General features: G+C 71.8%; 24 protein-coding genes. 12 read left to right on the forward strand and 12 right to left on the reverse strand.

All coding sequences use genetic code 11. The annotated features are described in order from the left end of the window. Nucleotides 1–55 precede the first annotated feature (55 nt). Together ACIBST_RS27225 and ACIBST_RS27230 are read right to left on the reverse strand one after the other, a co-directional pair. Nucleotides 56–775 carry a DUF5941 domain-containing protein gene (locus tag ACIBST_RS27225; protein ID WP_352323408.1) on the reverse strand — a complete coding sequence of 240 codons (720 nt, stop codon included), beginning with the start codon at nt 773–775 and terminating at the stop codon, nt 56–58. Next, nucleotides 772–2,280 carry a CDP-alcohol phosphatidyltransferase family protein gene (locus tag ACIBST_RS27230; protein ID WP_397175645.1) on the reverse strand — a complete coding sequence of 503 codons (1,509 nt, stop codon included), beginning with the start codon at nt 2,278–2,280 and terminating at the stop codon, nt 772–774. Before ACIBST_RS27230 ends, ACIBST_RS27225 begins: the two co-directional genes overlap by 4 nt. 140 nt (nt 2,281–2,420) lie before the next feature. Between ACIBST_RS27230 and recO the strand changes: the two genes are divergently transcribed. The 3 genes from recO to ACIBST_RS27245 are packed head-to-tail and all read left to right on the forward strand — an operon-like array spanning nt 2,421 to nt 4,138. Further along, complete coding sequence (recO, locus tag ACIBST_RS27235; RefSeq protein WP_357979377.1) at nt 2,421–3,155, forward strand: DNA repair protein RecO; 735 nt, start codon at nt 2,421–2,423, stop codon at nt 3,153–3,155. Further along, nucleotides 3,152–3,934 (forward strand): isoprenyl transferase, encoded by a 783-nt coding sequence (locus ACIBST_RS27240; protein WP_397175647.1) that lies wholly within the window; start codon nt 3,152–3,154, stop codon nt 3,932–3,934. Before recO ends, ACIBST_RS27240 begins: the two co-directional genes overlap by 4 nt. Before the next feature lie 12 nt (nt 3,935–3,946). Continuing rightward, nucleotides 3,947–4,138, forward strand: a complete 192-nt coding sequence (locus tag ACIBST_RS27245) for a hypothetical protein (RefSeq protein WP_397175649.1) — start codon at nt 3,947–3,949, stop codon at nt 4,136–4,138. Nucleotides 4,139–4,394: 256 nt separating this feature from the next. On the opposite strand, the gene ACIBST_RS27250 is transcribed toward ACIBST_RS27245, so the two are convergent. Next, nucleotides 4,395–4,922, reverse strand: a complete 528-nt coding sequence (locus ACIBST_RS27250) for a CGNR zinc finger domain-containing protein (protein WP_397176061.1) — start codon at nt 4,920–4,922, stop codon at nt 4,395–4,397. Nucleotides 4,923–5,013: 91 nt separating this feature from the next. Between ACIBST_RS27250 and ACIBST_RS27255 the strand changes: the two genes are divergently transcribed. Then, nucleotides 5,014–5,931 (forward strand): DMT family transporter, encoded by a 918-nt coding sequence (locus tag ACIBST_RS27255; protein ID WP_397175650.1) that lies wholly within the window; start codon nt 5,014–5,016, stop codon nt 5,929–5,931. Here ACIBST_RS27255 and ACIBST_RS27260 read toward each other — a convergent pair. From ACIBST_RS27260 to ACIBST_RS27280, 5 genes are all read right to left on the reverse strand, one after another. Then, nucleotides 5,871–6,260 (reverse strand): transcriptional repressor, encoded by a 390-nt coding sequence (locus ACIBST_RS27260; protein WP_352323403.1) that lies wholly within the window; start codon nt 6,258–6,260, stop codon nt 5,871–5,873. The two genes, ACIBST_RS27255 and ACIBST_RS27260, sit on opposite strands and share 61 nt — an antisense overlap. After that, nucleotides 6,257–7,129, reverse strand: a complete 873-nt coding sequence (locus tag ACIBST_RS27265; protein ID WP_397175652.1) for a metal ABC transporter permease — start codon at nt 7,127–7,129, stop codon at nt 6,257–6,259. The genes ACIBST_RS27260 and ACIBST_RS27265 overlap by 4 nt, the downstream gene beginning before the upstream one ends. After that, nucleotides 7,126–7,905 (reverse strand): metal ABC transporter ATP-binding protein, encoded by a 780-nt coding sequence (locus ACIBST_RS27270; protein WP_397175654.1) that lies wholly within the window; start codon nt 7,903–7,905, stop codon nt 7,126–7,128. Before ACIBST_RS27270 ends, ACIBST_RS27265 begins: the two co-directional genes overlap by 4 nt. After that, nucleotides 7,902–8,819: a metal ABC transporter solute-binding protein, Zn/Mn family gene (locus ACIBST_RS27275; protein WP_397175655.1), complete on the reverse strand. Its 918-nt coding sequence runs from the start codon at nt 8,817–8,819 to the stop codon at nt 7,902–7,904. Before ACIBST_RS27275 ends, ACIBST_RS27270 begins: the two co-directional genes overlap by 4 nt. A 75-nt stretch (nt 8,820–8,894) precedes the next feature. Continuing rightward, entirely contained in the window at nt 8,895–9,239 is a 345-nt protein-coding gene (locus tag ACIBST_RS27280) for a DUF6703 family protein (protein ID WP_397175657.1), read from the reverse strand. Nucleotides 9,240–9,296: 57 nt separating this feature from the next. On the opposite strand from ACIBST_RS27280, the gene ACIBST_RS27285 reads away from it, so the two are divergent. Then, the gene (locus tag ACIBST_RS27285) at nt 9,297–9,584 is read left to right on the forward strand and encodes an antibiotic biosynthesis monooxygenase (protein ID WP_358292153.1); all 288 of its coding nucleotides are present in this window, start codon (nt 9,297–9,299) and stop codon (nt 9,582–9,584) included. 94 nt (nt 9,585–9,678) lie between these two features. After that, the gene (locus ACIBST_RS27290; RefSeq protein ID WP_387672600.1) at nt 9,679–11,064 is read left to right on the forward strand and encodes a glycine--tRNA ligase; all 1,386 of its coding nucleotides are present in this window, start codon (nt 9,679–9,681) and stop codon (nt 11,062–11,064) included. A 92-nt stretch (nt 11,065–11,156) separates the two neighbouring features. Here the strand turns inward: ACIBST_RS27290 and ACIBST_RS27295 are convergent, their stop codons facing one another. Further along, complete coding sequence (locus ACIBST_RS27295) at nt 11,157–12,068, reverse strand: dienelactone hydrolase family protein (protein ID WP_397175659.1); 912 nt, start codon at nt 12,066–12,068, stop codon at nt 11,157–11,159. A gap of 150 nt (nt 12,069–12,218) precedes the next feature. On the opposite strand from ACIBST_RS27295, the gene ACIBST_RS27300 reads away from it, so the two are divergent. Continuing rightward, nucleotides 12,219–12,881 (forward strand): response regulator transcription factor, encoded by a 663-nt coding sequence (locus ACIBST_RS27300; RefSeq protein WP_352323395.1) that lies wholly within the window; start codon nt 12,219–12,221, stop codon nt 12,879–12,881. After that, nucleotides 12,878–14,050 carry an ATP-binding protein gene (locus tag ACIBST_RS27305; RefSeq protein WP_397175661.1) on the forward strand — a complete coding sequence of 391 codons (1,173 nt, stop codon included), beginning with the start codon at nt 12,878–12,880 and terminating at the stop codon, nt 14,048–14,050. The genes ACIBST_RS27300 and ACIBST_RS27305 overlap by 4 nt, the downstream gene beginning before the upstream one ends. A 51-nt stretch (nt 14,051–14,101) precedes the next feature. Here the strand turns inward: ACIBST_RS27305 and ACIBST_RS27310 are convergent, their stop codons facing one another. After that, complete coding sequence (locus ACIBST_RS27310; RefSeq protein WP_397175662.1) at nt 14,102–14,545, reverse strand: hypothetical protein; 444 nt, start codon at nt 14,543–14,545, stop codon at nt 14,102–14,104. Nucleotides 14,546–14,945: 400 nt separating this feature from the next. On the opposite strand from ACIBST_RS27310, the gene ppdK reads away from it, so the two are divergent. Together ppdK and ACIBST_RS27320 are read left to right on the forward strand one after the other, a co-directional pair. After that, nucleotides 14,946–17,582 (forward strand): pyruvate, phosphate dikinase, encoded by a 2,637-nt coding sequence (ppdK, locus tag ACIBST_RS27315; RefSeq protein WP_397175664.1) that lies wholly within the window; start codon nt 14,946–14,948, stop codon nt 17,580–17,582. A gap of 285 nt (nt 17,583–17,867) precedes the next feature. Next, nucleotides 17,868–18,326: a GNAT family N-acetyltransferase gene (locus ACIBST_RS27320; protein ID WP_397175665.1), complete on the forward strand. Its 459-nt coding sequence runs from the start codon at nt 17,868–17,870 to the stop codon at nt 18,324–18,326. Here the strand turns inward: ACIBST_RS27320 and ACIBST_RS27325 are convergent. Continuing rightward, complete coding sequence (locus tag ACIBST_RS27325; RefSeq protein ID WP_397175667.1) at nt 18,323–19,813, reverse strand: M48 family metalloprotease; 1,491 nt, start codon at nt 19,811–19,813, stop codon at nt 18,323–18,325. The two genes, ACIBST_RS27320 and ACIBST_RS27325, sit on opposite strands and share 4 nt — an antisense overlap. Before the next feature lie 80 nt (nt 19,814–19,893). Here ACIBST_RS27325 and ACIBST_RS27330 point away from each other — a divergent pair, with 80 nt between their 5' ends. Then, nucleotides 19,894–21,114 carry a deoxyguanosinetriphosphate triphosphohydrolase gene (locus ACIBST_RS27330; protein WP_397175669.1) on the forward strand — a complete coding sequence of 407 codons (1,221 nt, stop codon included), beginning with the start codon at nt 19,894–19,896 and terminating at the stop codon, nt 21,112–21,114. A 77-nt stretch (nt 21,115–21,191) separates the two neighbouring features. Further along, nucleotides 21,192–22,355: an NAD(P)/FAD-dependent oxidoreductase gene (locus ACIBST_RS27335; protein ID WP_397175671.1), complete on the forward strand. Its 1,164-nt coding sequence runs from the start codon at nt 21,192–21,194 to the stop codon at nt 22,353–22,355. Here ACIBST_RS27335 and ACIBST_RS27340 read toward each other — a convergent pair. After that, complete coding sequence (locus ACIBST_RS27340) at nt 22,318–23,214, reverse strand: M23 family metallopeptidase (RefSeq protein ID WP_397175672.1); 897 nt, start codon at nt 23,212–23,214, stop codon at nt 22,318–22,320. The two genes, ACIBST_RS27335 and ACIBST_RS27340, sit on opposite strands and share 38 nt — an antisense overlap. Nucleotides 23,215–23,294 lie beyond the last annotated feature (80 nt).

The following is a 23,294-nucleotide window of genomic DNA, read 5'->3' on the forward strand; positions in this document are numbered from 1 at the left end:
GCGCCCTTGTCGGGAGCCCGTGACCGCCGTCGTGTCCGGAGGGGGAGGTGGCCGCTCAGCCCTTCTCCGCCTCGCCGGTGGCCTGCTCGAGCGCGTCCTCGGGCGAGGCCTCGAGGTCCTGCTCGGCGTCGGCGCCGGCCTGCGCGGAGGCCTTGTCCAGGCGCACCCAGCTCGTCACGCTCTCCACCGCGAACAGCACGAACAGGTACGCCGTCAGCACCGCGAGCACCGGCGTCAGCCAGCCCAGCGCCGCACCGGCACCGATGATCAGCAGGCGCAGCTCCCAGCCGAGCCCCGCGTGGAACACCCACGCGGGCGGCCAGATGCTCTGCCGGGTGCGGTAGACGGTGTCGTAGGTGTGGTAGCCCACCACGTAGACCAGCACGAACAGCAGCCACTTCGGCGCGCCGGCGGCCAGGCCGATCGCGATCATGGCGAGGAACTCGGTGCCGCGCAGCAGCGGCGGGGTGAGCCAGTCGAAGCGGCCCAGGTGGTCGCGCGGCGCGGTCGGCAGCACGAGCAGCAGCGTGATGGCCACCGGCACGAGCAGCAGCGGCCCCTTGTCGGGCAGCCCGACGACGGTGACGGCGACGACGGCGAGCAGCGCCACGAGCGTGGCGGGCACGGGCGGCAGGCCCTTGCCCAGCTTGCCCGCGAGGGCGTGCACGAGCGGGCCGTCGTCGCGGTAGGCGAGCAGGCGGGCGGTCTGGATGCGGCGGCGTTCCTCGTCGGGGTCCGGCGTGGGGGTGGCCATGGCCTGCGGTTGAGTGATCATACGAGCGACCTCATGAGGCGTCCGGTGAGGGTGTAGGCGGCGGCGACGGAGCCCCAGACCACGAGGGTGAGGAATGTGATCCGGGCGTCGAAGAGGGCGGCGGTGATCGCGATGGCCGCGAACCGCTCGCCGATGGGGAACACGATCATCTTCCGCGCCCAGTGGACCGCGCGGAACTTGCCCGCCCTGGTCCACATCTTGAGCACGCCGCGCAGGCCCTGGCTGCGCTCGGCCTTGCGCCGCTCCAGCGCCCTGCGCAGGTCGCGGTCGTCGGGGGCGTCGAGCGGGAGGGTGGGGAGCTGCGCGGGCGGCTTGCGCCGGTTGGAGATGCCGAAGGAGAAGTCGAGCAGGTGGCGGACGGACTGGAGCCCGATGGCGGCCAGCGCCAGGATCCAGATGTCGTCGCCGTTGCCCGAGACGACCCAGCCGACGGCCAGGCCGGCGAAGACCACGTATTCCTTGAAGCGGTCGAAGGTGGCGTCGAGCCAGGCCCCCAGCACGCCGAACTTGCGGGCGTACCGGGCCACCTGCCCGTCGACGCAGTCGAAGACGAAGGCGAAGTAGATCAGCAGGCCGCCGGCGACCATCCACGGCCGGTCGCCGGTGGCGAAGCACGCGGCGGCGGCCACGCCGAGCGTGATCGAGATCAGCGTCACCTGGTTGGGCGTGAGCCCGCGCCGCGCCGCCCAGCGGGCGATGAAGCGCGAGTAGGTGGAGACGAAGTAGGTGGTGAAGAAGCCGTCGGCGCCCTTGACCGCGTTGTTGAGCCGGGCGCGGTCCTCGTTCATGCCGGCCATCTCGGCGCCGGCCTCGTTGACCTCCTCCGGCGTGCTCACCCGCCGGTAGAACAGGTCGCGGCGGCCGCGCACGCCGACCGACACGCCGTTGCGCACCAGGCCGAACACCACGAGCTGGACGAGGTCGTCGTCCGCGCCGAAGCGGTCGGCCATGAGGGCCAGCTCGCGGCAGGTCTGCGCGAGCACGGGGGCGTTGCGGGCGCTGATGTGCAGCGGGCCGAGCACCACCGCGTTGGGCCTGGTCACCGCGTGGTTGGCGGTGCCGACCGACACGACGCGCGACTTGCCGACGCGCGCGCGCACCGGCAGCCCCTCGAGCCGGCCGTAGCCGATCTCCGGGTCGGCCTCGTCGATCGGTACGGTGTCCTCCTGCGCCTCCTCGGTCACCTCCAGACGCGGCTCCTTGGCCACGAGCGCCAGCGCGCCGCGCTTGGCCTTGGTGATCTGGTAGATCAGCTCGTCGTGGACGACCGAGTTCTGGGGGATGATGAAGAGGCTCTCCGTTGCCGATTCTGCGACGTCGGCCAGGGCGCGCAGGGCGGCGGCCACGTCGCCGGTCTCGATCGTGGCGGGCCGCGGGTCATAGGAGACGAGCTGGCTGCGCAGCCGCTCGGCCACGGTGGGATTGCCGGGCAGCGCGGCCAGCCTCAGGCCGGTCGGAGAGGTGTCGGGGCCGGGCGAAGAGCCCAGCAGGACCACGCGGGTCATGACTCCCTTTCGAGGCAGTAGCGGGGGGTTGAACAACGGGTGATGCGGGGACAGACGTCAAAGTCTAGTGACGACAGGGCAAACTCGCGTCACCAGAGCATGCCCGGAACATGCCGCGCGTGCGGCCGTAAGATGGGCAAGTGAGTCTCTACCGCGACGAAGGCGTCGTCCTGCGGACGCAGAAACTCGGTGAGGCCGATCGCATCGTCACCGTTCTGGCCAAGCGCACCGGCAAGATCCGGGCGGTGGCCAGGGGCGTGCGCCGCACCAAGTCACGCTTCGGCGCGCGGCTGGAGCCGTTCACGCACGTCGACCTCCAGCTCCACACCGGCCGCACGCTCGACGTGATCACCCAGGCGGAGACCATCAGGCCCTACGGCGAGGCGCTGGCCGTCGACTACCCCCGTTACACCGCCGGCAGCGCCATGCTGGAGACGGCCGACCGGCTGACCCACGGCGAGAAGGAGCCGGCGCTGCGGCAGTTCCTGCTGCTGGTCGGCGGCCTGCGCACGCTGTCCGAACGCGTCCACGAGGCCAGGCTGGTCCTCGACGCCTACTTCCTGCGCTCGCTGGCGGTGGCCGGTTACGCGCCGGCGCTGGAGGCGTGCGCCAAGTGCCAGGCCCCGGCGGTCAGGGCCTTCGCCATCGTCGCGGGCGGCGTGGTGTGCGGGGCCTGCCGTCCGGCGGGCTCGGCGGTGCCGGCGGGGGAGACGATCGGGCTCATGACGGCGCTGCTGCGCGGCGACTGGGCCACCGCCGACGCCTCGGAGTCGCGTCACCGCAGCGAGTGCAGCGGTCTGGTGGCCGCATATCTGCAATGGCATCTGGAACACGGAATACGCTCTCTGCGACACGTCGAAAGGGAGCATGCGTGAACGTCCGGCCTCCGACCCCTCATCCGTCAGGCGCCACCCCGCCGCCGATCCCGCGTGACCTCGTGCCCCGGCACGTCGCCATCGTGATGGACGGCAACGGCCGCTGGGCCAAGGCGCGTGGCCTGCCGCGCACCGAAGGGCACAAGGCGGGCGAGTCCTCGCTGTTCGACGTCATCGAGGGGGCCCTTGAGCTGGGCGTCCCCTACCTGAGCGCCTACGCCTTCTCCACGGAGAACTGGAAGCGCTCGCCCGACGAGGTGCGCTTCCTGATGGGCTTCAACCGCGACGTCATCAGGCGGCGGCGCGACGAGCTCAACGCCATGGGCGTGCGGGTGCGCTGGGCGGGCCGGCCGGGCCGGCTGTGGAAGAGCGTGATCTCCGAGTTGCAGAGCGCCGAGCAGATGACCCTCGGCAACAGCAAGCTGACGTTGCAGTTCTGCGTCAACTACGGCGGCCAGGCCGAGATCGTCGACGCGGCGGTCAAGCTGGCGGCCGACATCGCGGCCGGGCGGGTCAAGCCGTCCAAGGTGAGCGAGAAGGTGTTCGCCCGCTACCTCGACGAGCCGGAGATCCCGCCGGTCGACCTGTTCGTGCGCTCCTCGGGCGAGCAGCGCTTCTCGAACTTCCTGCTGTGGCAGTCGGCCTACGCCGAGATGGTCTTCCTCGACCGGCTCTGGCCCGACTTCGACCGCCGCGACCTGTGGGCGGCGTGCGAGATCTACGCCAAGCGCGACCGCCGCTACGGCGGCGCGATCCCCAACGAGGTCGCCGGCGCCTAGAGGCACCCCGGGGTGCACCCCTGCCGAGGTGCACGGCTTCCCGGCCCCGACGGCGCGGGCAAGAGCACGACCTTCCTGCGCCACCACGAGGGTGGCCGGCACAACGGCACGTGGACGCTCGTCCGCCCGGCGCTGCGCCGCGAGCGTGCCGCTGTGCTGGGCGGCCTGGATCCTGACCGCCCTGCTCGGCGGGACGTCGGCTGAGAGACGTGGCGTCGCGGCGGTATCCGGAATTCTGGCACGAGGGTCAGGCTGAGAGCCGGTGAAGGCGGGTACAACCCGTTCCCCCACGATGAAGGAGGGCCGATGATCCCAGGTTGCGGCTCGTGCAACTGTTCCGACGTCTTCGCCACCGCCAAGCCGCCGTGGTGGCAGACGTCCAGCGAAGCACCCTGAACCACCCGTACCTGCCGCCCGTCCCCCGGTCGTCGCGGGGACGGGCGGTTCGCGTGCCGGACGGTCAGGCGCGGCGGCGGGCCCGGTAGGCGGCGACGTGCATGCGGTTGCCGCAGGTGCGGCTGTCGCAGTAGACCCGCGAGCGGTTGCGGGACTCGTCGACGAACACGCGGTCGCAGTCGGGGGCCGAGCAGGTGCGCAGGCGCTCCATCTCGCCCTCCACCAGCAGGTGCGCCAGCGCCACGCCGCAGTCGGCGGCCACGTGCTCGGCCAGGGAGGCGTCGTTGGCGAAGTAGTGCACGTGCAGCGGATGACCGTCGTGCTCGGTCAGCCTGGGCGTAATACGCGTCTCGGCGAGCAACGCGTTGAGCGTGCGCACGGCGCTGGCCACGTCGGAGGCCGTGAACACCCGGTGGAACGCCTCGCGCACCATGCGCACCTGGCCGAGGTCGCGGGCGGTCAGCGCGCCGATGCCGCTGATCTGCCGGGACTCCACGAAGGCTTGCAACTCGGCCAGGCTGGCCAGACCGTCGTCGCCGCCGGTGGACGGCGAGGTGTTGACCAGGTCGACAACGGTCGCCAAAGAATGCACCATGTCATGGCCAAACGGCATGTTGACTCCTGTCGGGGCCGGTTCTAGCGTGGTCGCAGCGTATCTCTCCCATGGGACTCCGGGGGTTTCCGTGAGTGCATATCGGCGTATCGTCCTGATCGCGATCGCCGGAGCACTGATCATCTCCACCTCCGCGCCCCTGGTGCGGCTGTCCGGGGTCTCGCCCGCGACGTCGGCGTTGTTCCGCTGCGCGTACGCGGTGCCGCCCATGGTGCTGCTCGCCTGGCTCGAACGGCGGAAGCTGGGGCCCCTGCCCTGGCGGAACGCGCTGCCGGCCTGGGCGGCGGGCGTGCTGTTCTCGCTCGACCTGCTGTTCTGGCACCAGTCGATCAAGCTGGTCGGCGCGGGTCTGGCGACCGTGCTGGGCAACCTCCAGGTGTTCATCGTGGCCTTCGCCGCCTGGGGCCTGTTCCGCGAGCGCCCCTCCAACCGGCTCATGGCGAGCACGCCGATCGTCTTCGGCGGCGTGGTGCTGATCTCCGGGGTGTTCGACGGCGCGGCGTACGGGCTCGACCCCGTCATGGGCGCCGTCACCGGCCTGGCGACCTCCGTCGTGTACGCCGCCTACCTGCTGCTCATGAAGGCCGGGCCGGGCCGGACGGCGGGGCCCCTGGCGCACGCGACCGTCGTGGCCACCGTGCTGATCGCCGCGCTCGGCCCGCTGTTCGGCGGGGCCGACCTGGCGCCGCAATGGCCGGCGCACGGGTGGCTGCTGCTGCTCGCGCTGGGGCCGCAGGTGGCCGGATGGCTGCTGATCACGTACTCGCTGCCCAGGCAGCCCGCGGCGCTCACGGCGCTGCTGCTGCTCGTGCAGCCGATGACCACGGTCGCCATCTCCACGCTCACGCTGGGGGAGCGGCCCTCCGCGCTGCAGCTCGCCGGGTGCGCCGCCGTCGTGCTCGGCGTGCTGTACGGCTCCCGCGGCCCTCAGCCCACGCGGGCCGGCGCCGAGCAGGACGAGCAGGTGCCGAAGACCTCGACCGTGTGAGTGATCTCGGTGAAGCCGTGGTCGCTGCCGACCGCCTCGGCCCAGCGCTCGACGGCCGGCCCGGCCACCTCGACCGTGTGCCCGCAACGACGGCAGACCAGGTGGTGGTGATGGTCGTCGCTGGCGCACGCCCGGTAGACCGACTCGCCCTCGTCGGTGCGCAGCACGTCGACCTGGCCGCAGTCGGCCAGCGCCTGCAACGCCCGGTAGACGGTGGTCAACCCGATCTTGGCGCCGTGCAGGCGCATCTCCGCGTAGACGTCCTGGGCGCTGCGGAACCCCTCGCTGCGGCGAAGGGTGTCGTGCACGGCATCGCGCCTCGTCGTCATGCGACCTCCTCGACACGGACTTGTGGTCGCCGGCTCACTGGGGACTCCTGGATACGGCCTCGCCGTACGAATTTACCGACAGCGAGGGCCAGGACGAAGCCGGCGAGGGCGAGAAGCACGATCGCCGCGCCCGGAGGCACCCGCGACGACATCGTCGAGGCCAGCAGACCGCCCACCGAGGCGAGCACGCCGAACAGCATCGCCAGCCCCATCGTGGCCCGAAAGCCCCTGGTGAGCTGCTGGCTCGTGGCCACCGGGATCACCATCAGGGCGCTGACCAGCAGCAGGCCGACCACCCGCATGGCGATGACCACGGTGAGCGCGGCGGTGACCGCGATCAGCAGGCTGAGGAAGCGCACCGGCAGGCCGCTGGCCTTGGCCATCTCCTCGTCCTGGCAGAGCACGAACAGCTCCCTGCCGAAGACGACGACCACGCCGATCACCGCCACGGCCAGCGCGCCGATGATCCAGATGTCCTCCCGCGTGACGCTGGCGATGGCGCCGAACAGGTAGGAGTTCAGCTTGGCGTTGCTGCCGCCGGGGGCGATGCCCATGAGCATGACGCCGCCCGCGATGCCGCCGTAGAACAGCAGGGCGAGCGCGACGTCGCCGCTGGTCCGGCCCCGGGCCCTGACCAGCTCGATCGCCACCGCGCCCAGCACCGAGACGATCACGGCCGTCAGCACCGGCGCCGTGCCGGTCAGGAAGCCCAGCGCCACGCCGGTCAGCGCGACGTGCCCGATGCCGTCGCCGAGCAGCGACAGCCTGCGCTGCACGATGAACGTGCCCACCGCGGGCGCGCACAGCCCCACCAGCAGCGCGGCGATCAGCGCGAGCTGGAAGAGGTTCTCCTGCAGAAGGTCGATCATCGCGCTTCTCCCTGCCAGCCGGTCAGCGGGCCGGCGGCCGGCTCCTCGGCGTGCGGATGCTGGTGCTCGTGTCCCGGCCTGGCGCACTCGCCCTCGGGCCGCGGCGGCGCGCCGTCGTGCGCGACGCGGCCCTCGCGGACCACGACGCCGCGGGTGATGAGCGGCTCCAGCGGGCCCAGCTCGTGGGCGACCAGGACGATCGTCTTGCCGTCGCGGACCAGGCCGCCCAGCGTGTCGGCCAGGAGCTGCTGGGTCTCGGCGTCGACGCCCGCCGTGGGCTCGTCCATCACGTACGTGTCGGGCTCCCCGGCCAGGGCGCGGGCGATGAGCACGCGCTGCTGCTGGCCGCCCGACAGCGACTGCACGGGGTCGCCGGCCCGGCCGGTCAGGTCGACCGCGTCAAGGGCGTGCGCGACCGCCGCCCGGTCGGCCGCGCTGGTCCTGCGCAGCCGGCTCTGCCGGGCGATGCGGCCCGAGGCCACGACCTCGCGGACGGTGGCGGGCACGCCGCCGCCGACCTGGAGGCGCTGGGGCACGTAGCCGATGCGCCACCAGTCGCGGAAGCGGGCGGGCGGGGAGCCGTACAGGAGGGTCCGGCCGCCGGACAGCGGGGTGAGGCCGAGCAGCGCGCGGACCAGGGTGGACTTGCCGGAGCCGTTGGCCCCCAGCAGGGCCACGACCTCGCCGGGGCAGACGGTCAGGTCGACGCCGCGCAGGATCTGCCGGCCGTCGAAGCTGACCCGGCCGCCGGTCATCGCGAAGGCCGTCTCGCTCATGCCGCACACCCCAGAGCCGTGCGGAGGGTCTTGAGGTTGTCGCGCATGGCCGTCAGGTAGTCGCCGGCGGGCTTGCTCTCCAGCGGGTCGAGCACGGCCGTCTTCGCGCCGACCTCGCCGGCCAGCACCTCGGCCACCTTCGGGCTCACCAGGGACTCGGTGAAGATCGTGGTGGCGCCCTCGGCCCTGGCCAGCGCGGCCACCTCCGACAGGCGCTTCGGCGACGGCTCGGTCTCGGGGTCGAGCGTGATGCCCACCTGCTTGAGCTTGTAGCGGTCGGCCAGGTAGCCGAACGCCTCGTGCGCGGTGACCAGCGTCTTGCCGGCGCAGGCGGCCAGGCCCTTGGCGAACTCCTGGTCGAGGCCGCCCAGCACGCCCGCCGCCGTGGCGGCGCGGGCCTTGTACGCCTGCGCGTGGGCGGGGTCGGCGGCGGCCAGGCGCTCGCCCAGCTTCCCGGCGACCGTGGCCAGCCGGGACGGGTCGAGCCAGATGTGCGGGTCGTAGGAGACGCCGTGCTCGTCCGCGTGCTCCTCCGCGTGCCCCTCCTCGCCGGCGTGCCCGCCCGCCGGGATCGTCGTGACGACGGCGGCGGCGTCGAAGGCGGTGTCGGCGGAGACGGCGTCGTCGACGGCCGGCTGCACGCCCTTGACGTAGACCGTGAGCGCGGCGTCCTGGAGCTTGGTCATCTGCTGGATGCCCAGCTCCAGGTCGTGCGGCTCGACGCCGGGCGCGGTCAGGACGGTTACGTTCGCGTCGGGCCCGGCCACCTGCTCCGTGAGCCACTGGAGCGGGTAGAAGGCGGCGATCACCTCGGGCCTGCCGCCCGCGGCGGTCTCGGTGCCCTCCGCGGCCCCGGCGCCACAGGCGGACGTGGCCAGCAGGGCTGCTCCGGCGAGGAAGGTTACGGCGCGCATTGGGGGCGTACGGGACATCACGCCCTCAAGTATGGAGAAAATGAAAATGATTGTCAAAATCTCCGGCGGGCCGGGCTAGAACGCCCCAAACCGGTCAGCGGCCAGGACCGCCAGGAAGACCAGCATCACGACCCGCAGCAGCCGCCCGCCGATGCCCAGCGACGGCCACGACAGGTACGCCAGCCACCCGACGAACGCCAGCACCACCAGCGCCGCCACGCCGCCCAGCCAGTTGGCCAGCGCGAAGGCGGCCAGCAGCAGGATCACCAGCACGGCGGGGGTCGCCCACCTGGGCACCTGCGTGAACAGAAAGGTCATCGGGATGGCGCTGCGCCGCTCGACGGCCTTGCGCGCGCCGCCCGCGCCCGGCGTGAAGAACTGCTCGCCCTGGGGCAGCGGGCGCTTGTTTTTGGAGGCCACGTCGAGAGCCTATGGGAGTTCGCGTGACAGCAGGGTGCGCACCTCTAGGCTGGGCTGGTGCTCGCCGTGATCCGATACACCGTGCCAGAGTCCCAGTCCCAGGACTTCATCAAGCAGGGCCACGCCATCCTCGACACCTTCGCCGCCCAGCCGGGTTTCCACCGCGGGCGGCTGGCCCGTTCGGTCGACGAGCCCAACCTGTGGGCGCTGGTCAGCGAATGGGAGGGCGCGGGGTTCTACCGCAGGGCGCTGTCGGCCTCCAGGATGGTCATGTACCCGTTGATGATCCTCATGGTCAACGAACCCAGCGCGTACGAGGACGTGTACACGCAAGAGGGTGCGTAGCGATACTCGCGCGCGGGACCGGGTGAGCGTCCCCTAAGCTGGGATCTCACCGAATTCACTCGCCGACCTCCAGCCGGAAAGAGACGCAACCAAAATGGCACGACGCACCGACGTCATGGACACCATCGTCAGCCTCGCCAAGCGCCGCGGGCTCGTTTACCCGTCGAGCGAGATCTACGGCGGACTTCGCGCGTCGTGGGACTACGGTCCTCTGGGTGTCGAGCTGAAGAACAACGTCAAGCGGCAGTGGTGGCTGTCGATGGTCCAGTCGCGCGACGACGTGGTGGGCCTCGACTCCTGCGTCATCCTGGCCCCCGAGGTCTGGCGGGCCAGCGGCCACGTCGAGACCTTCACCGACCCGCTGACCGAGTGCCAGTCGTGCCACAAGCGCTTCCGCGCCGACCACCTCGTCGAGGCGTACGAGGAGAAGAACGGCAAGGAGCCCGAGAACGGCCTGGCCGACATCACCTGCCCCAACTGCGGCAACAAGGGCACCTTCACCGAGCCCCGGCAGTTCAGCGGCCTGCTCAAGACCTTCCTCGGCCCGGTGGAGGACGAGTCTGGCCTGGCCTACCTGCGTCCGGAGACCGCCCAGGGCATCTTCATCAACTACCTCAACGTGCAGCAGTCGGCGCGCAAGAAGGTCCCGTTCGGCATCGGCCAGGTCGGCAAGTCCTTCCGCAACGAGATCACCCCGGGCAACTTCATCTTCCGCACCCGCGAGTTCGAGCAGATGGAGATGGAGTTCTTCGTCAAGCCCGGCACCGACGAGGAGTGGCACCAGTACTGGATCGACGAGCGTTTCCGCTGGTACTCCGACCTGGGTATCAACAAGGACAACCTGCGCCTCTACGAGCACCCGCAGGAGAAGCTGTCCCACTACGCCAAGCGCACCGTCGACGTCGAGTACCGCTTCAACTTCCAGGGCTCGGAGTGGGGCGAGCTCGAAGGCATCGCCAACCGCACCGACTTCGACCTCACCGCCCACTCCAAGGCCTCGGGCGTCGACCTGAGCTTCTTCGAGCAGGACACCGGTGAGCGTTACGTCCCCTACGTCATCGAGCCGGCCGCCGGCGTCGACCGGGCCACGCTGACCTTCCTGCTCGACGCCTACACCGAGGACGAGGCGCCCAACGCCAAGGGCGTCCTGGAGAAGCGCACGGTGCTGCGGCTCGACCACCGGCTCGCGCCGGTCAAGGCCGCGGTGCTGCCGCTGTCGCGCAACGCCGACCTGTCGCCGAAGGCCCGCGACCTGGCCGCGCAGCTGCGCAGGCGGTGGAACGTCGAGTTCGACGACGCGGGCGCGATCGGCCGCCGCTACCGCCGCCAGGACGAGATCGGCACCCCGTTCTGCATCACCGTCGACTTCGACACCCTCGAAGACCACGCGGTGACGATCCGCGAGCGCGACAGCATGGCCCAGGAGCGCATCGCCATCGACCAGGTCGACTCCTACCTGCGTCAGCGCCTCAACGACTGACCCCGGCACCACCTCACCGGCGCCGCCCCGGCTCTCCGCCGCGGGCGGCGCTCGCGTTCTCCCGGCCCGGCCGAGCCGGGCGGCCCGGCCGGTCAGGGCAGGTGGCGGGCGAACCAGGTCAGCACGTAGTCGTAGGCCTGCGAGGCGGCCCGCTCGTCGTAGCGGGCGCCCTTGTCGTTGAAGAAGGCGTGGCCGACGCCGGGTACGGTCACCAGCTCGTGGGTGAGCCCGGCCTCCGTCAGCGCCGCCTCGGCCGCGTCCCTGGTGGCGTTGACGCGGTCGTCCTGCTCGGCGTAGATCGCCAGCACGGACGCCTTGGCGCCGGTCAGGTCGGCGTGGTCGGGCAGCGGGCCGTAGAAGGGCGCCGCGGCGGCCAGCCGGTCCTCCCCGGACGACAGCAGCAGCCACGTCATGCCGCCGCCGAAGCAGAACCCGATCATGCCCAGCCCGGCGCCCTCGGCCCGCTTCTCCAGCTCGCCGACGGCCGCCTTCATGTCGGCCACGAACCGCTCCTGGGGGATCTCGCCCAGCTTGGCCGTGACCTGGGCGGTGTCGGCGAACGCGGCCGTGCCGCCGTCCCGGGAGAGCAGGTCGGGCGCCAGGGCCGAGTAGCCGCTCGCGGCCAGCCGGCCGGCGACCGAGCGGATGTGGTCGGTCAGGCCGCGGTTCTCGTGCATGACCAGCACCGCGCCCTTGGGGACGGCGGCGGGGGACCAGGCGGCCCGCAGGGTGGCGCCGTCCGGGCCGGGGAACGTGATCTCCTGCGTGGGCAGCGGGGCCGGGCCCGCGGGCGAGGCCGTGCCGGACGGCGAGGCCGCGAGCGGCGTAGGCGTGCTCGCCGGGCCGGTGTCGGGGGTGGCGCCGCAGGCGGCGAGGAGAGCAGTGGCGGCGGGGAGGGTGAGCCCGAGGAGGCCCAGGCGGCGCAGGGCCTCGCGCCGCGAGATCAGGCCCTCTACGTGGTCGAGTGCCACTTCTTCTGCCAGATATCGCTGGAAGGGCGTCATGGTCGAAAGATCTAACTGTCAACACCGAAAAATCGTGTAAAGGCGATAGTTATGTGGTTTTTCGCTGGTATTTGGTGAGGTGGTGCTCAAGTCGGGAACGCCGCTCCGGCCCCATGGCGTGACCCCTCATCCGGAACTATGGTCAAGATCATGCGACTGCTGGTGGTCGAGGACGAGGAAGACCTGGTCGACGCGTTACGGGTGGGTCTGGTCCGGGCGGGCTACGCGGTGGACGTGGCCTACGACGCGCCGTCGGCGCACGAGAAGCTGGAGGTCAACACCTATGACCTGGTCCTGCTCGACCTGAACCTGCCCGGCGGCGACGGCTTCGAGCTCTGCCGTTCGGTACGGGCCGCCGGCCGCGGGGTGCGCATCATCATGGTCACCGCCCGCGACCGCCTCGACGACCGGGTGCGCGGCCTCGACGAGGGCGCCGACGACTACCTGGTCAAGCCGTTCGCCTTCCCCGAGCTGCTGGCCAGGGTGCGGGCGCTGCTGCGCAGGGACACCGGCGGCACCGCCGTCCTCCAGGTGGGCGGGCTGCGCATCGACACCGCCCGGATGGAGGTCTCCCTCGACGGCCGCTCCCTGGCCCTGACCCCCAAGGAGTACGGCGTGCTGCACTACCTGATGACCCGTCCCGGCCACGTGGTCTCCACCGAGGAGCTGCTCGAACACGTCTGGGACGAGCACGCCGACCCGTTCACCAACACCGTCCGGGTCACCGTCGGCAACCTGCGCCGCAAGCTCCAGGAGGACGGTCTCATCGAGACGGTGATCAGCCGCGGCTACCGGCTCAGGGAGCCGGCGTGATCCACACCATCCGCTTCCGGCTCACCGTGCTCTACTCGGGGCTGCTGTTCGTGCTGGCCGCGCTGGTGCTGGGGGGCATCTACGTCGCGGTCTCCAAGACCACCGAGGAACGCCCGTACTCGACCGAGTACGCCAAGGCGTACCGCGGCAACCAGTACGTGGGCAAGCAGGAGGTCGTCTTCATCGAGGAGGTCGAGAACGAGGTCAACATCAGGACGCTGGCCACGCTGCGCGACTACTCGCTGGCCACCCTGGCCGGGCTCTACCTGGCGTCCCTGGGCATCGGCTGGGTGTTGTCCGGACGGGTGCTGCGTCCGGTGCGGTCGATCACCCGGACGACGGAGGAGATCCAGGCGACCGACCTGACGCGGCGGATCAGGCTGGGCGGCTCGCGCGACGAGCTCAAGGACCTGGCCGACACCATCGACACCATGCTCGACCGGCTGGAGGAGGCGTTCAGCGCGCAGCGCCGGCTGATCGACGACGCCTCGCACGAGCTGCGCAGCCCGCTGACGATCATCCGCGCCAACGTGGACGCCGTGCTGGCCTCGCCCGACGCCAGCGAGGCGGAGCGGGCCAGGGCCGTGCAGATCGTGGACCGGGCCACCACCCGGATGACCAGGCTCGTGGAGGACCTGCTGGCCAGCGCCCGGCGGCAGGCGACCGCGTTCGCCGACACCGACCTCGACCTGAGCCGGGTGGCGCGGGAGGCGTGCGAGGAGTACGCGGCCCCGGCCGCCGCCCGCGGCCTGACGATCACCCGCGGGCTGGACCGGAACCTGGAGATGACCGGCGACCAGGACGCGCTGCGCCGGGCGGTGGCCAACCTGCTGTCCAACGCGGTGCGCCTGACCCCGCCGGGCGGCGTCGTCCGGGTGGAGGCCGGCCGGTCGGACGGCTGGCTGTGGGTCGCGGTCAGGGACGACGGACCCGGCCTCGGCGTGGCGGAGCAGGAGCGGGTCTTCGACCGGTTCTGGCGCGGCGAGGCCAGCCGGCGCGACCGGCACACGGGCCTCGGCCTGGCCATCGTCCGGCAGATCGTGGAGTCGCACGGGGGACGGGTTGCGGTGTTCTCCAGGCTCGGTCAGGGGGCCACGTTCGTCCTGTGGCTGCCGCCACGCGACGGCGCGCCGGGCCCGGCCCCCGAGCACAACCCCATCCTGGCCTGACCGCCCCGCCTGGCAGTCTCTCGGGCCCGCGCCGGCGCGGGCCGGTGCGCGCTACTCCAGCACGCGCCCGACGAGCTGCCCGTCGCGTGCCACCGCCACGCAGTACGCCGTGCGGTGCCGCGGCCACTCCTCCTCCAGCGGCGGCAGCGCGGTCACCTCGACCTCGCTCACCCTGCCCGGCAGGATCCGCAGCCGCGGGGCGCAGAAGTCCGTGGCCTGCCTCCTGGCCTGGTCGGCGCCCGGCCACGCCCCCTCCGGCACGACGTAGATCATGCCGAACTCGGCCTCGTGCGGGTTGCCGCACGGCACGAGCGTCGCGATCAGGTCGTCGGGGATCGACACGAGGCAGTCGCCCGGCCGGAGCTGGGTCGCGTGCCGCTGTTCCGCTCCCGGCACCGTCGACCCCCCGGAGGGCTCGGGCGTTCCCGAGCCGCAGGCGGACAGCGCCAGGACCAGGCAGGCGGCCATCAGACCTCGGGGCGTCGTGCGGGGCATGCGAGCAGAGTGTCATGTCCCGATCACGTCCATATCGCGGAACGACCCGAGCTGGGTCACGTTGAGCGATCACGACGGCCGGAGGTCCAGGTAGATCACCGTGCCGGCGGGGGGCTTGGCCGATCCCGCGACGAAGCCTGCACGGCGCTTTGGCTTGGCGCGAGCGGCCATGGGCGTCTCCTGGCAGGACGGGATCCGATTCCCCACCTCTCGCTCCTCTTTCTCAAGAATTGGTGTAAACCAATTGGTATAAACCAATTTATCGGTCAGCGGTCCTATAATTGGATTAGACCTGTCGCGGGCTGTTGACCTGCAAAAACGATGACTTAACCGAGGAGTGCAGTTTCATCATCTATTTCGCCGGTAGAGTCCGGGACAGAAGCGTTGGATTGGAGCTGTGGTGGCCAAGTACGTTTACGACTTCACCGAGGGCAACAGGAATCTCAAGGATCTTCTCGGTGGAAAGGGCGCGAATCTCGCCGAGATGACGAATCTCGGGCTGCCCGTACCCCCCGGATTCACGATCACCACTGAAGCCTGCCGTCACTACCTGACGGAAGGCGCTCTTCCCGACGGCCTGGAGCGCGAGGTCGCCGAGCACCTGGACGCCCTGGAGGCCCAGATGGGCCGCCGGCTCGGTCAGGCCGACGATCCGCTGCTGGTCAGCGTACGGTCGGGCGCGAAGTTCTCCATGCCGGGCATGATGGAGACGGTCCTCAACATCGGGCTCAACGACGAGTCGGTGCACGGCCTGGCCAAGCAGGCGGGCGGCAACGACCGCTTCGCCTGGGACTCCTACCGCCGGCTGATCCAGATGTTCGGCAAGACCGTGCTCGGGCTCGACGGCGACCTGTTCGAGCACGCGCTCGACGAGCTGAAGGGCCGCCGCCAGGACACCGACCTCGACGCGGGCGAGCTGCAGGGCCTGGTCGAGACCTACAAGGGCATCGTCAGGGAGCAGACCGGCAAGGACTTCCCGGCCGACCCCCGCGAGCAGATGCGGCTGGCCGTCATGGCGGTCTTCGACTCCTGGAACGCCCCGCGCGCCATCCTCTACCGCCGCCAGGAGCGCATCCCGGCCGACCTCGGCACCGCCGTCAACATCGTGGCCATGGTCTTCGGCAACGTCGGCAACGACTCCGGCACCGGCGTCGCCTTCACCCGCGACCCCGGCTCCGGCCAGCAGGGCATCTACGGCGACTACCTGCAGAACGCCCAGGGCGAGGACGTCGTCGCCGGCATCCGCAACACCATCCCCCTCCAGGAACTCGAACGCCTCGACAAGCGCTCCTACGACGAGCTGCTGCAGATCATGGAGACGCTGGAGAACCACTACAAGGACCTGTGCGACATCGAGTTCACGATCGAGCGCGGCAAGCTGTGGATGCTCCAGACCCGGGTCGGCAAGCGCACCGCCGCGGCCGCCTTCTGCATCGCCACCCAGCTCGTCGACCAGGGCCTGATCACCCTCGACGAGGCCGTCACCCGCGTCACCGGCGACCAGCTCGCCCAGCTCATGTTCCCCCGCTTCGACGGCGGCGCCGAGAAGAAGAAGATCGCCAAGGGCATGAACGCCTCGCCGGGCGCCGCCGTGGGCAAGGTCGTCTTCTCCTCCGAGCGCGCCGTCGAGCTGGCCGGACGGGGTGAGGACGTCATCCTCGTCCGCCGCGAGACCAACCCCGACGACCTGGCCGGCATGATCGCCGCCAAGGGCATCCTGACCAGCCGCGGCGGCAAGACCTCGCACGCCGCCGTGGTCGCCCGCGGCATGGGCAAGACGTGCGTGTGCGGCGCCGAGGAACTGGAGGTCTCCACCGGCGAGCGCCGGTTCACCGCCCCCGGCGGCGAGGTCGTCTCCGAAGGGGACGTGATCTCCATCGACGGCACCACCGGCGAGGTCTACCTCGGCGAGGTCCCGGTCGTGGACTCGGCCGTCGTCGAGTACTTCGAGGGCGCGCAGCCGGACGACGACCTGGTCAGGGCCGTGGACCGGATCATGGGCCACGCCGACTCCGTGCGCCGGCTCCGGGTCCGCGCCAACGCCGACACCCCCGAGGACGCCGCGCGGGCCCGCCGCTTCGGCGCCCAGGGCATCGGCCTGTGCCGCACCGAGCACATGTTCCTCGGCGAGCGCCGCCAGCTCGTCGAGGACCTGGTCCTGGCCGACGGCGAGGCGGAGCGGCAGGCCGCGCTCGACGCCCTCGAACCCCTCCAGAAGGCCGACTTCATCGGCATCTTCAAGGCCATGGGCGGCGACCCGGTCACCATCCGGCTCATCGACCCGCCCCTGCACGAGTTCCTGCCGGACCTGGTGGACCTGTCGGTGAAGGTCGCCACCTCGCCCGACGTGACCGACAAGGACCGCAGGCTGCTGGCCGCCGTCAAGAGGCTGCACGAGCAGAACCCGATGCTGGGCCTGCGCGGCGTGCGGCTCGGCCTGGTGATCCCGGGGCTGTTCGCCATGCAGGTGCGGGCGATCGCCCAGGCCGCGGCCGAGGTCCCGGGCGCGCGTCCGGAGATCATGATCCCGCTGGTGGCGTCGGTCCAGGAGCTGGAGTCCGTACGCGAGGAGGCGACCAGGATCCTCGCGGAGACCGGCGTCGAGGCGCTGATCGGCACCATGATCGAGGTGCCGAGGGCGGCGCTGACGGCGGGCCAGATCGCCGAGGCCGCCGAGTTCTTCTCCTTCGGCACGAACGACCTGACCCAGATGACCTGGGGCTTCAGCCGCGACGACGTGGAGGCCGCCTTCTTCTCGCGCTACCTGGAGCTCGGCATCTTCGGCGTCAGCCCGTTCGAGACCCTGGACCGCGACGGCGTCGGACGGCTGGTCAGGATCGCCGCCGAGGAGGGCCGCGCGGCCCGCCCCGACCTGCACCTCGGCATCTGCGGCGAGCACGGGGGCGACCCCGACTCGGTGCACTTCTGCCACGAGGTCGGCCTCGACTACGTCTCCTGCTCCCCGTTCCGCATCCCGGTGGCCCGGCTGGAGGCCGGCCGCGCCGCCCTGACCGACACCGACTCCGACACCCGCTGACGGGCGCGGCGGCCGGGGCCCCTGGCCCCGGCCGCCGCTACCCGCGGCGCCGGTTGGCCAGCGCCACGGCGGTGAAGACCACGATCCCGATCAGGAGGAAGAAGAGCACGAAACCGATGATGATCTCCGGGACGCCTAAGTTCACGGGGGTTCCCTCCCTGCCGGCGCCCCTGGAGGAGCGCTCCTTGCGACGGATCGTAGGAGCGCGCGGTTGAGGATCTGTTGACGTCCTGTCCATGGACCCCGGAGATCACGCGAAAAGCGGCTTTTGGGATACTTTCCGCCATGGAATGGGAGCTGCGGACCGCCGTGCCGGGCGACGTGGAGGCCATCGCCGAGCTGCGGGCCACGGTGATGCGCCCCGACCTGGAACGGCTGGGCCGCTTCGACGAGCACCGGGTACGGCAGCGCTTCCGCGACTCCTTCGCTCCCGGGCACACCTCCGTCATCCTGGCCGGCGGCGCCTTCGCCGGCTGCGTCACCCTGCGGCCCGCCGAGGACGGCCGCCTGCTGGAGCACTTCTACCTCGCCCCCGCCGTCCAGGGACGCGGGCTCGGCACGGCCGTCCTGCGGGCGCTGCTGGACCGCGCCGACGCCGAGCGCGCGACCGTGCGCCTGGTCGTCCTGCGCGGCAGCGCCGCCCAGCGGCTCTACGAGCGGCACGGTTTCACCGTCGAGGGCGCGGACCAGGTGGACGTCCTCATGGTCCGCCGGCCGGGCGCCGGGCAGCCCGCGGCGGGCTAGCGGGGCGCGGGCTCCTCGGCCGGCACGTAGTCGTGCCGCATCCCGTGGTCGCCCAGCCACTGCCGCAGCCCGGCCACGGCCTCCGGATCGCCCGCGACCCGGGCCGCGTACTCGGCCAGGGCCACCTCCTCGCCGTCCTCGAACAGCAGCCGGGCGGGGCCCGACCACGACAGCGTCCACCTGGCCTCGCCGAGCTGGATCAGCACCGCCTCCAGCGCCTGGCCCAGCACCCCGGCGAGCAGCGTCTCCGACGGCTTCCAGCCCAGCTCGCGCAGCCGCTCGGCCAGCTCGGCCTGGCGGCCCCTGGCGATCGCCTCGAAGGCCGCGTCGAGGTAGGGCCGCGCCGCCCCCATCACCCGCTGACCCGCCACCGCCAGGTCGTGCAGGGCCTCGGCGTTGCGCGCGGCGTACATGCCCTGGGCCACCAGCTCGTCCCACGGCACCGGGCGCAGCGCGGCCAGCGCCTCCGGCGTCCACATCGACCGCTCGACCGCCTCGGCCGCGACGCCGGGATCGCGCAGCAGCGTCAGCGCCGGACGCGGGTCGGGGACGTGCTCGGGCTCGGGCAGCACCGCGATGGCCGCCAGCCGGTCGGCCAGGCCGGGATGGGAGTCGTACGGCGAGACCTCCTCGGGCCGCTCGCCCAGCCGCGCGATCTCGGCCTGCCGGTCGGGGTCGTTCATCAGCGCGTGGAAGCCGCCGAACACCGAGGCGGGCCGGGTGCCGCCCACGCCGGTCAGCGACAGGTAGTCGCCGGCGTACAGGTCCCAGCCCAGGGAGGTGTCGTGGATCTTGCGGAGCGCGCCCGACATGGCCTGGCGCCCGCCGATCGACACCGCGAACTCGTCGGCCTCCAGCTCCTGGCGGCGCGACACGGCCTGCGAGACCCGCAGGTAGAGCTTGGCGTACCAGGCGAAGAGCCGTTGAATGATCGGATGGTTGCCCAGCCCCTGCACGGTCGCGATCAGCGACACCCGCCCCCGGTAGACGGGCGCGCCGAGCCGGGTGTGCGCGCCGCTGTAGTGGCCCAGCTCGTGCCCGAGCACGGCGCGCATCTCGTCGACGGTGAGCGTCTGGAGCAGCGGCAGCCCGATGAACATCCGCCGCCGCGTGGCGCGCAGCCCCAGGAACCGGGTGTCCTCCGAGACCGCCGCGTTCACCTCGGGGACGAGCCGGATCTCGTCGGGCGGCGCGGTGCGCACCCGCCGGGCCAGGTCCTCCACCGCCTGCCAGAGCGCGGGCTCGTGCTCGCGCCCCACCGGAACCCCCGGCAGCTCGCCCCCCTGGTTCCTGCCGACCATGAACAGCGCCCGCACCAGCGCGCCCGCCGCCAGCGTGAGCAAGATCGCGACCTTCAGCGCCGCGGTGTGGAAGTCCACCAGCAGCAGGACGTCGAAGAACACGGCGGCCACCAGGATGACGCCGACCAGCACGTAGAAGCCGGCGAGCAGACTGAAGGCCAGCACCGCTCGGAACGCTGTCGTCATGGGGGAGGGCTCCCGGGGAAGGGGTTCTCGCGAGGCTCGACACTAGCGGAGACAGGAAACTGGATAAAATCACTGCACCAATGTCGTACTACGACGAGCACGACCAGGAACGATGGGTCCCGGAACCACCCGGCAACCCCGGCCGCGCCGCGTTCGAACGCGACCGCGCCCGCGTCCTGCACAGCGCCGCGCTGCGCAGGCTGGCGGCCAAGACGCAGGTCGTGGGCCCCGGCGAGACGCTCGGCGGCGGCCAGCACATCCCGCGCACCCGGCTGACCCACTCGCTCGAATGCGCCCAGGTCGGCAGGGAGATGGGCGCCACGCTCGGCGTCGACCCCGACCTGGTCGAGACCGCCTGCCTGGCCCACGACCTCGGCCATCCGCCGTTCGGGCACAACGGCGAGGTGGCGCTCAACGCGCTGGCCACCTCGTGCGGCGGCTTCGAGGGCAACGCCCAGAGCCTGCGCCTGCTCACCAGGCTGGAGGCCAAGGTCCTCACCGAAGACGGCCGCAGCGCCGGCCTCAACCTCACCAGGGCCGCGCTCGACGCCTCCGTCAAATACCCCTGGACGTGCGAGAAGTCCCCGAAGTTCGGCGTCTACCACGACGACCTGCCGGTCTTCGAGTGGATCAGGGACGGCGCCCCCGAGGGCCGCGTGAGCTTCGAGGCCCAGATCATGGACTGGGCCGACGACGTCGCCTACTCCGTCCACGACCTGGAGGACGCGCTCCACTCCGGCCACGTCACCCCCGAGGCGCTCCAGTCGCCCGTGGAGCGCGGCGCGGTGGCCCGCATCACCCGCACCTGGTACGCGCCCGGCGCCGACCTCAACGAGCTGGAGGAGGTCTTCGCCAAGCTGATCGCCGACCCGCTGTGGCCGCGCCGCTTCGAGGCCACGCTCGCCGACCTGGCCGGCCTCAAGGCGCTCACCAGCGGCCTGATCGGCCGGTTCTGCCGCTCGGCCCAGACCGCCACCCTGGAGGTCCACGGCGCCCGCCACCGCGCCGACCTCGTCGTGCCGCGCGCCACGCTGCTGGAGTGCGCCCTGCTCAAGGGCGTCACCGCCCACTACGTGATGACCACCGAGGGCCACCACGCCAACCAGGCCAGGCAGCGCGAGCTGATCACCGAGCTGGCCTCGCTGATCACGCTCGGCGCCCCCGCCACCCTCGAACCCGCCTTCCGCCCCGCCTTCCTGGACGCCCCCGACGACCCCGCCCGGGTGCGCGTCGTGATCGACCAGATCGCCTCGCTCACCGACACCTCGGCCGTGGCCTGGCACCGGCGCCTGTCGAAGTGACGGCCCGCCGCCGGGGCCGGTGAAACCGCCCCCACGAGCGGCTTTGCGGACCTGCCTCGTCGGCGGATACTGCGCGCATGGCCACATATGTCATCGTCGGCGCGGGCCTTGCGGGAGCCAAGGCCGCGCAGACGTTGCGCGAGGAGGGCTTCGCCGGCGAGGTGGTGCTCGCCGGCGCGGAGAGCGAACGCCCGTACGAACGGCCGCCCCTGTCCAAGGAGTACCTGCGGGGCGGCGGCGACCGGGAGAAGATCTACGTCCACGCCCCCGGCTGGTACGCCGACAACGACGTGGAGCTGCGGCTCGGCCTGCCCGTCACCCGCATCGAGCCCCGCAACCACGTCGTCAGGTTCGCCAACGGGTCCCGGCGGGCCTACGACAAGCTGCTGATCGCGACCGGGGCGACGCCGAGACGCCTGCCGGGCCCCGCCTACTACCTGCGTACCGTCGAGGACTGCGAGGCGCTCAGGCGGCGCTTCGCCGAGGGCGGCAGCGTCATCGTGGTCGGGGCGTCCTGGATCGGGCTGGAGAGCGCGGCGGCGGCCCGCGCGGCGGGCTGCCCGGTCACCGTCGTCGAGCCCGAGCCCACCGCGCTCAACCGGGCGCTCGGCCCCGAGCTGGGCGCGGTGTTCGCCCGCCTGCACGCCCGCAACGGCGTGGACCTGCGCTTCGGCACCGCCGTCGCCGAGGTCACCGGCACCGGCGTGCGGCTCAGCACGGGGGAGCGGCTGACGGCCGACCTCGTGGTGGCCGGCATCGGCGTCGCGCCCGAGGTGGAGCTGGCCCGCGACGCGGGCCTGGAGATCCGGCAGGGCATCCGCACCGACGCCTCCCTGCGCACCTCGCACCCCGACGTGTACGCCGCCGGCGACGCCGCCGAGCCCTTCCACCCCCTGTACGGCCGGCACGTCCGCGTCGAGCACCGGTCGGGCGCGCTCAAGGGCGGTCCGGCCGCCGCCCGCGCCATGCTCGGCCAGGACGTCGTCCACGACGACATCCCCTACCTGTTCACCGACCAGTACGACCTGAGCATGGAGTTCACCGGCGACACCGGCGGCCACGACGAGATCGTCTGCCGGGGGTCGGTGGAGGACCTGCGCTTCGTCGCCTTCTGGCTGCGCGAGGGCCGGGTGGTCGCCGGCATGAGCGTCAACACCCGCGACGCCGTGCCGGAGATCCAGCAGCTGATCAGGTCGGGCGCCGTCATTGACCGAAAGGAGTTGACGACGGGTTCGCCGTGATCGGGTTGTCGTCCTTGGGCTCGGCGGTCTTGCGCGGCTTCCTGGGCTGCTTGGTGGCCTGCGGCACCTTCTTCGACGTGCACTGGACCGCGCAGCGCGGCGTCTCGCCGAGCCTGCCGCGCAGCGCCAGCGTCTCCTTGCGGGGGGAGAGCGTGCGGTTGCCGGAGCGCCAGGCGTCGAGGTAGTCCCACGGCTCGACCATGCCGCGGCGCACCCACCAGTAGGCCGGGCCGGTCTTCCAGGAGATCGCGAAGTAGAGGTTGGAGCCGGCGTCGCGGGCGTTGCCCGACCTGCCCACCCGGCCGAGCAGCTGCCCGGCCTTGACCCGCACGCCCGGCCGCACGCCGTCGGCGACGGAGTCGAGGTGGCCGCCGAGGTAGCGCACGCCGTCGTCGCCGATGATCGTGACGAACCGGCCCTCGCGGTCGGCGCCCTTGTCGGTCGAGGGCGCCCACCGGTTCTTGACGTTGACCTCGTCCACGACGCCGTCCACCGGCGCGACGAACGAGCAGCCCTGCGGGGCCCAGATCGTCGTCTTGGGCAGCACCAGCAGGCTGCGCTGGTAGGTCGTGCCGCAGCCCTTGACCGGGAAGGTGTAGGTGAACTTCGACAGCTTGGGCGGCGGCACCTTGACCGGGTCGTCCCCCTTGGGCGGCCGCTCGGCCTGCTGCTCGCCCTCCTGGCCGGACGGGCCGGGCGAGGGGATGGTGGCGGTGACCGCCGGGGTGGGCGTGCCCGTGGACGCGCTCGCGGACGTGCTCGTGCTCGTGGGCGGGGCCGTGGAGGGCGACTGGGCGCTGACGCCCGCCACCCCGGTCGCCTGGGCGCAGGCGCCGGTGAGCAGCACGGCGCCGGCCACAACCGCCCACCGTACGATATGCCCGGAATGCATAGTCTTCCTCACCCGTGTCACCGTTTCCACCGACAACCCTCACCTTT

The sequence above is a fragment of the Nonomuraea sp. NPDC049684 genome, assembly GCF_044465345.1.
Taxonomy (GTDB): Bacteria; Actinomycetota; Actinomycetes; order Streptosporangiales; family Streptosporangiaceae; genus Nonomuraea.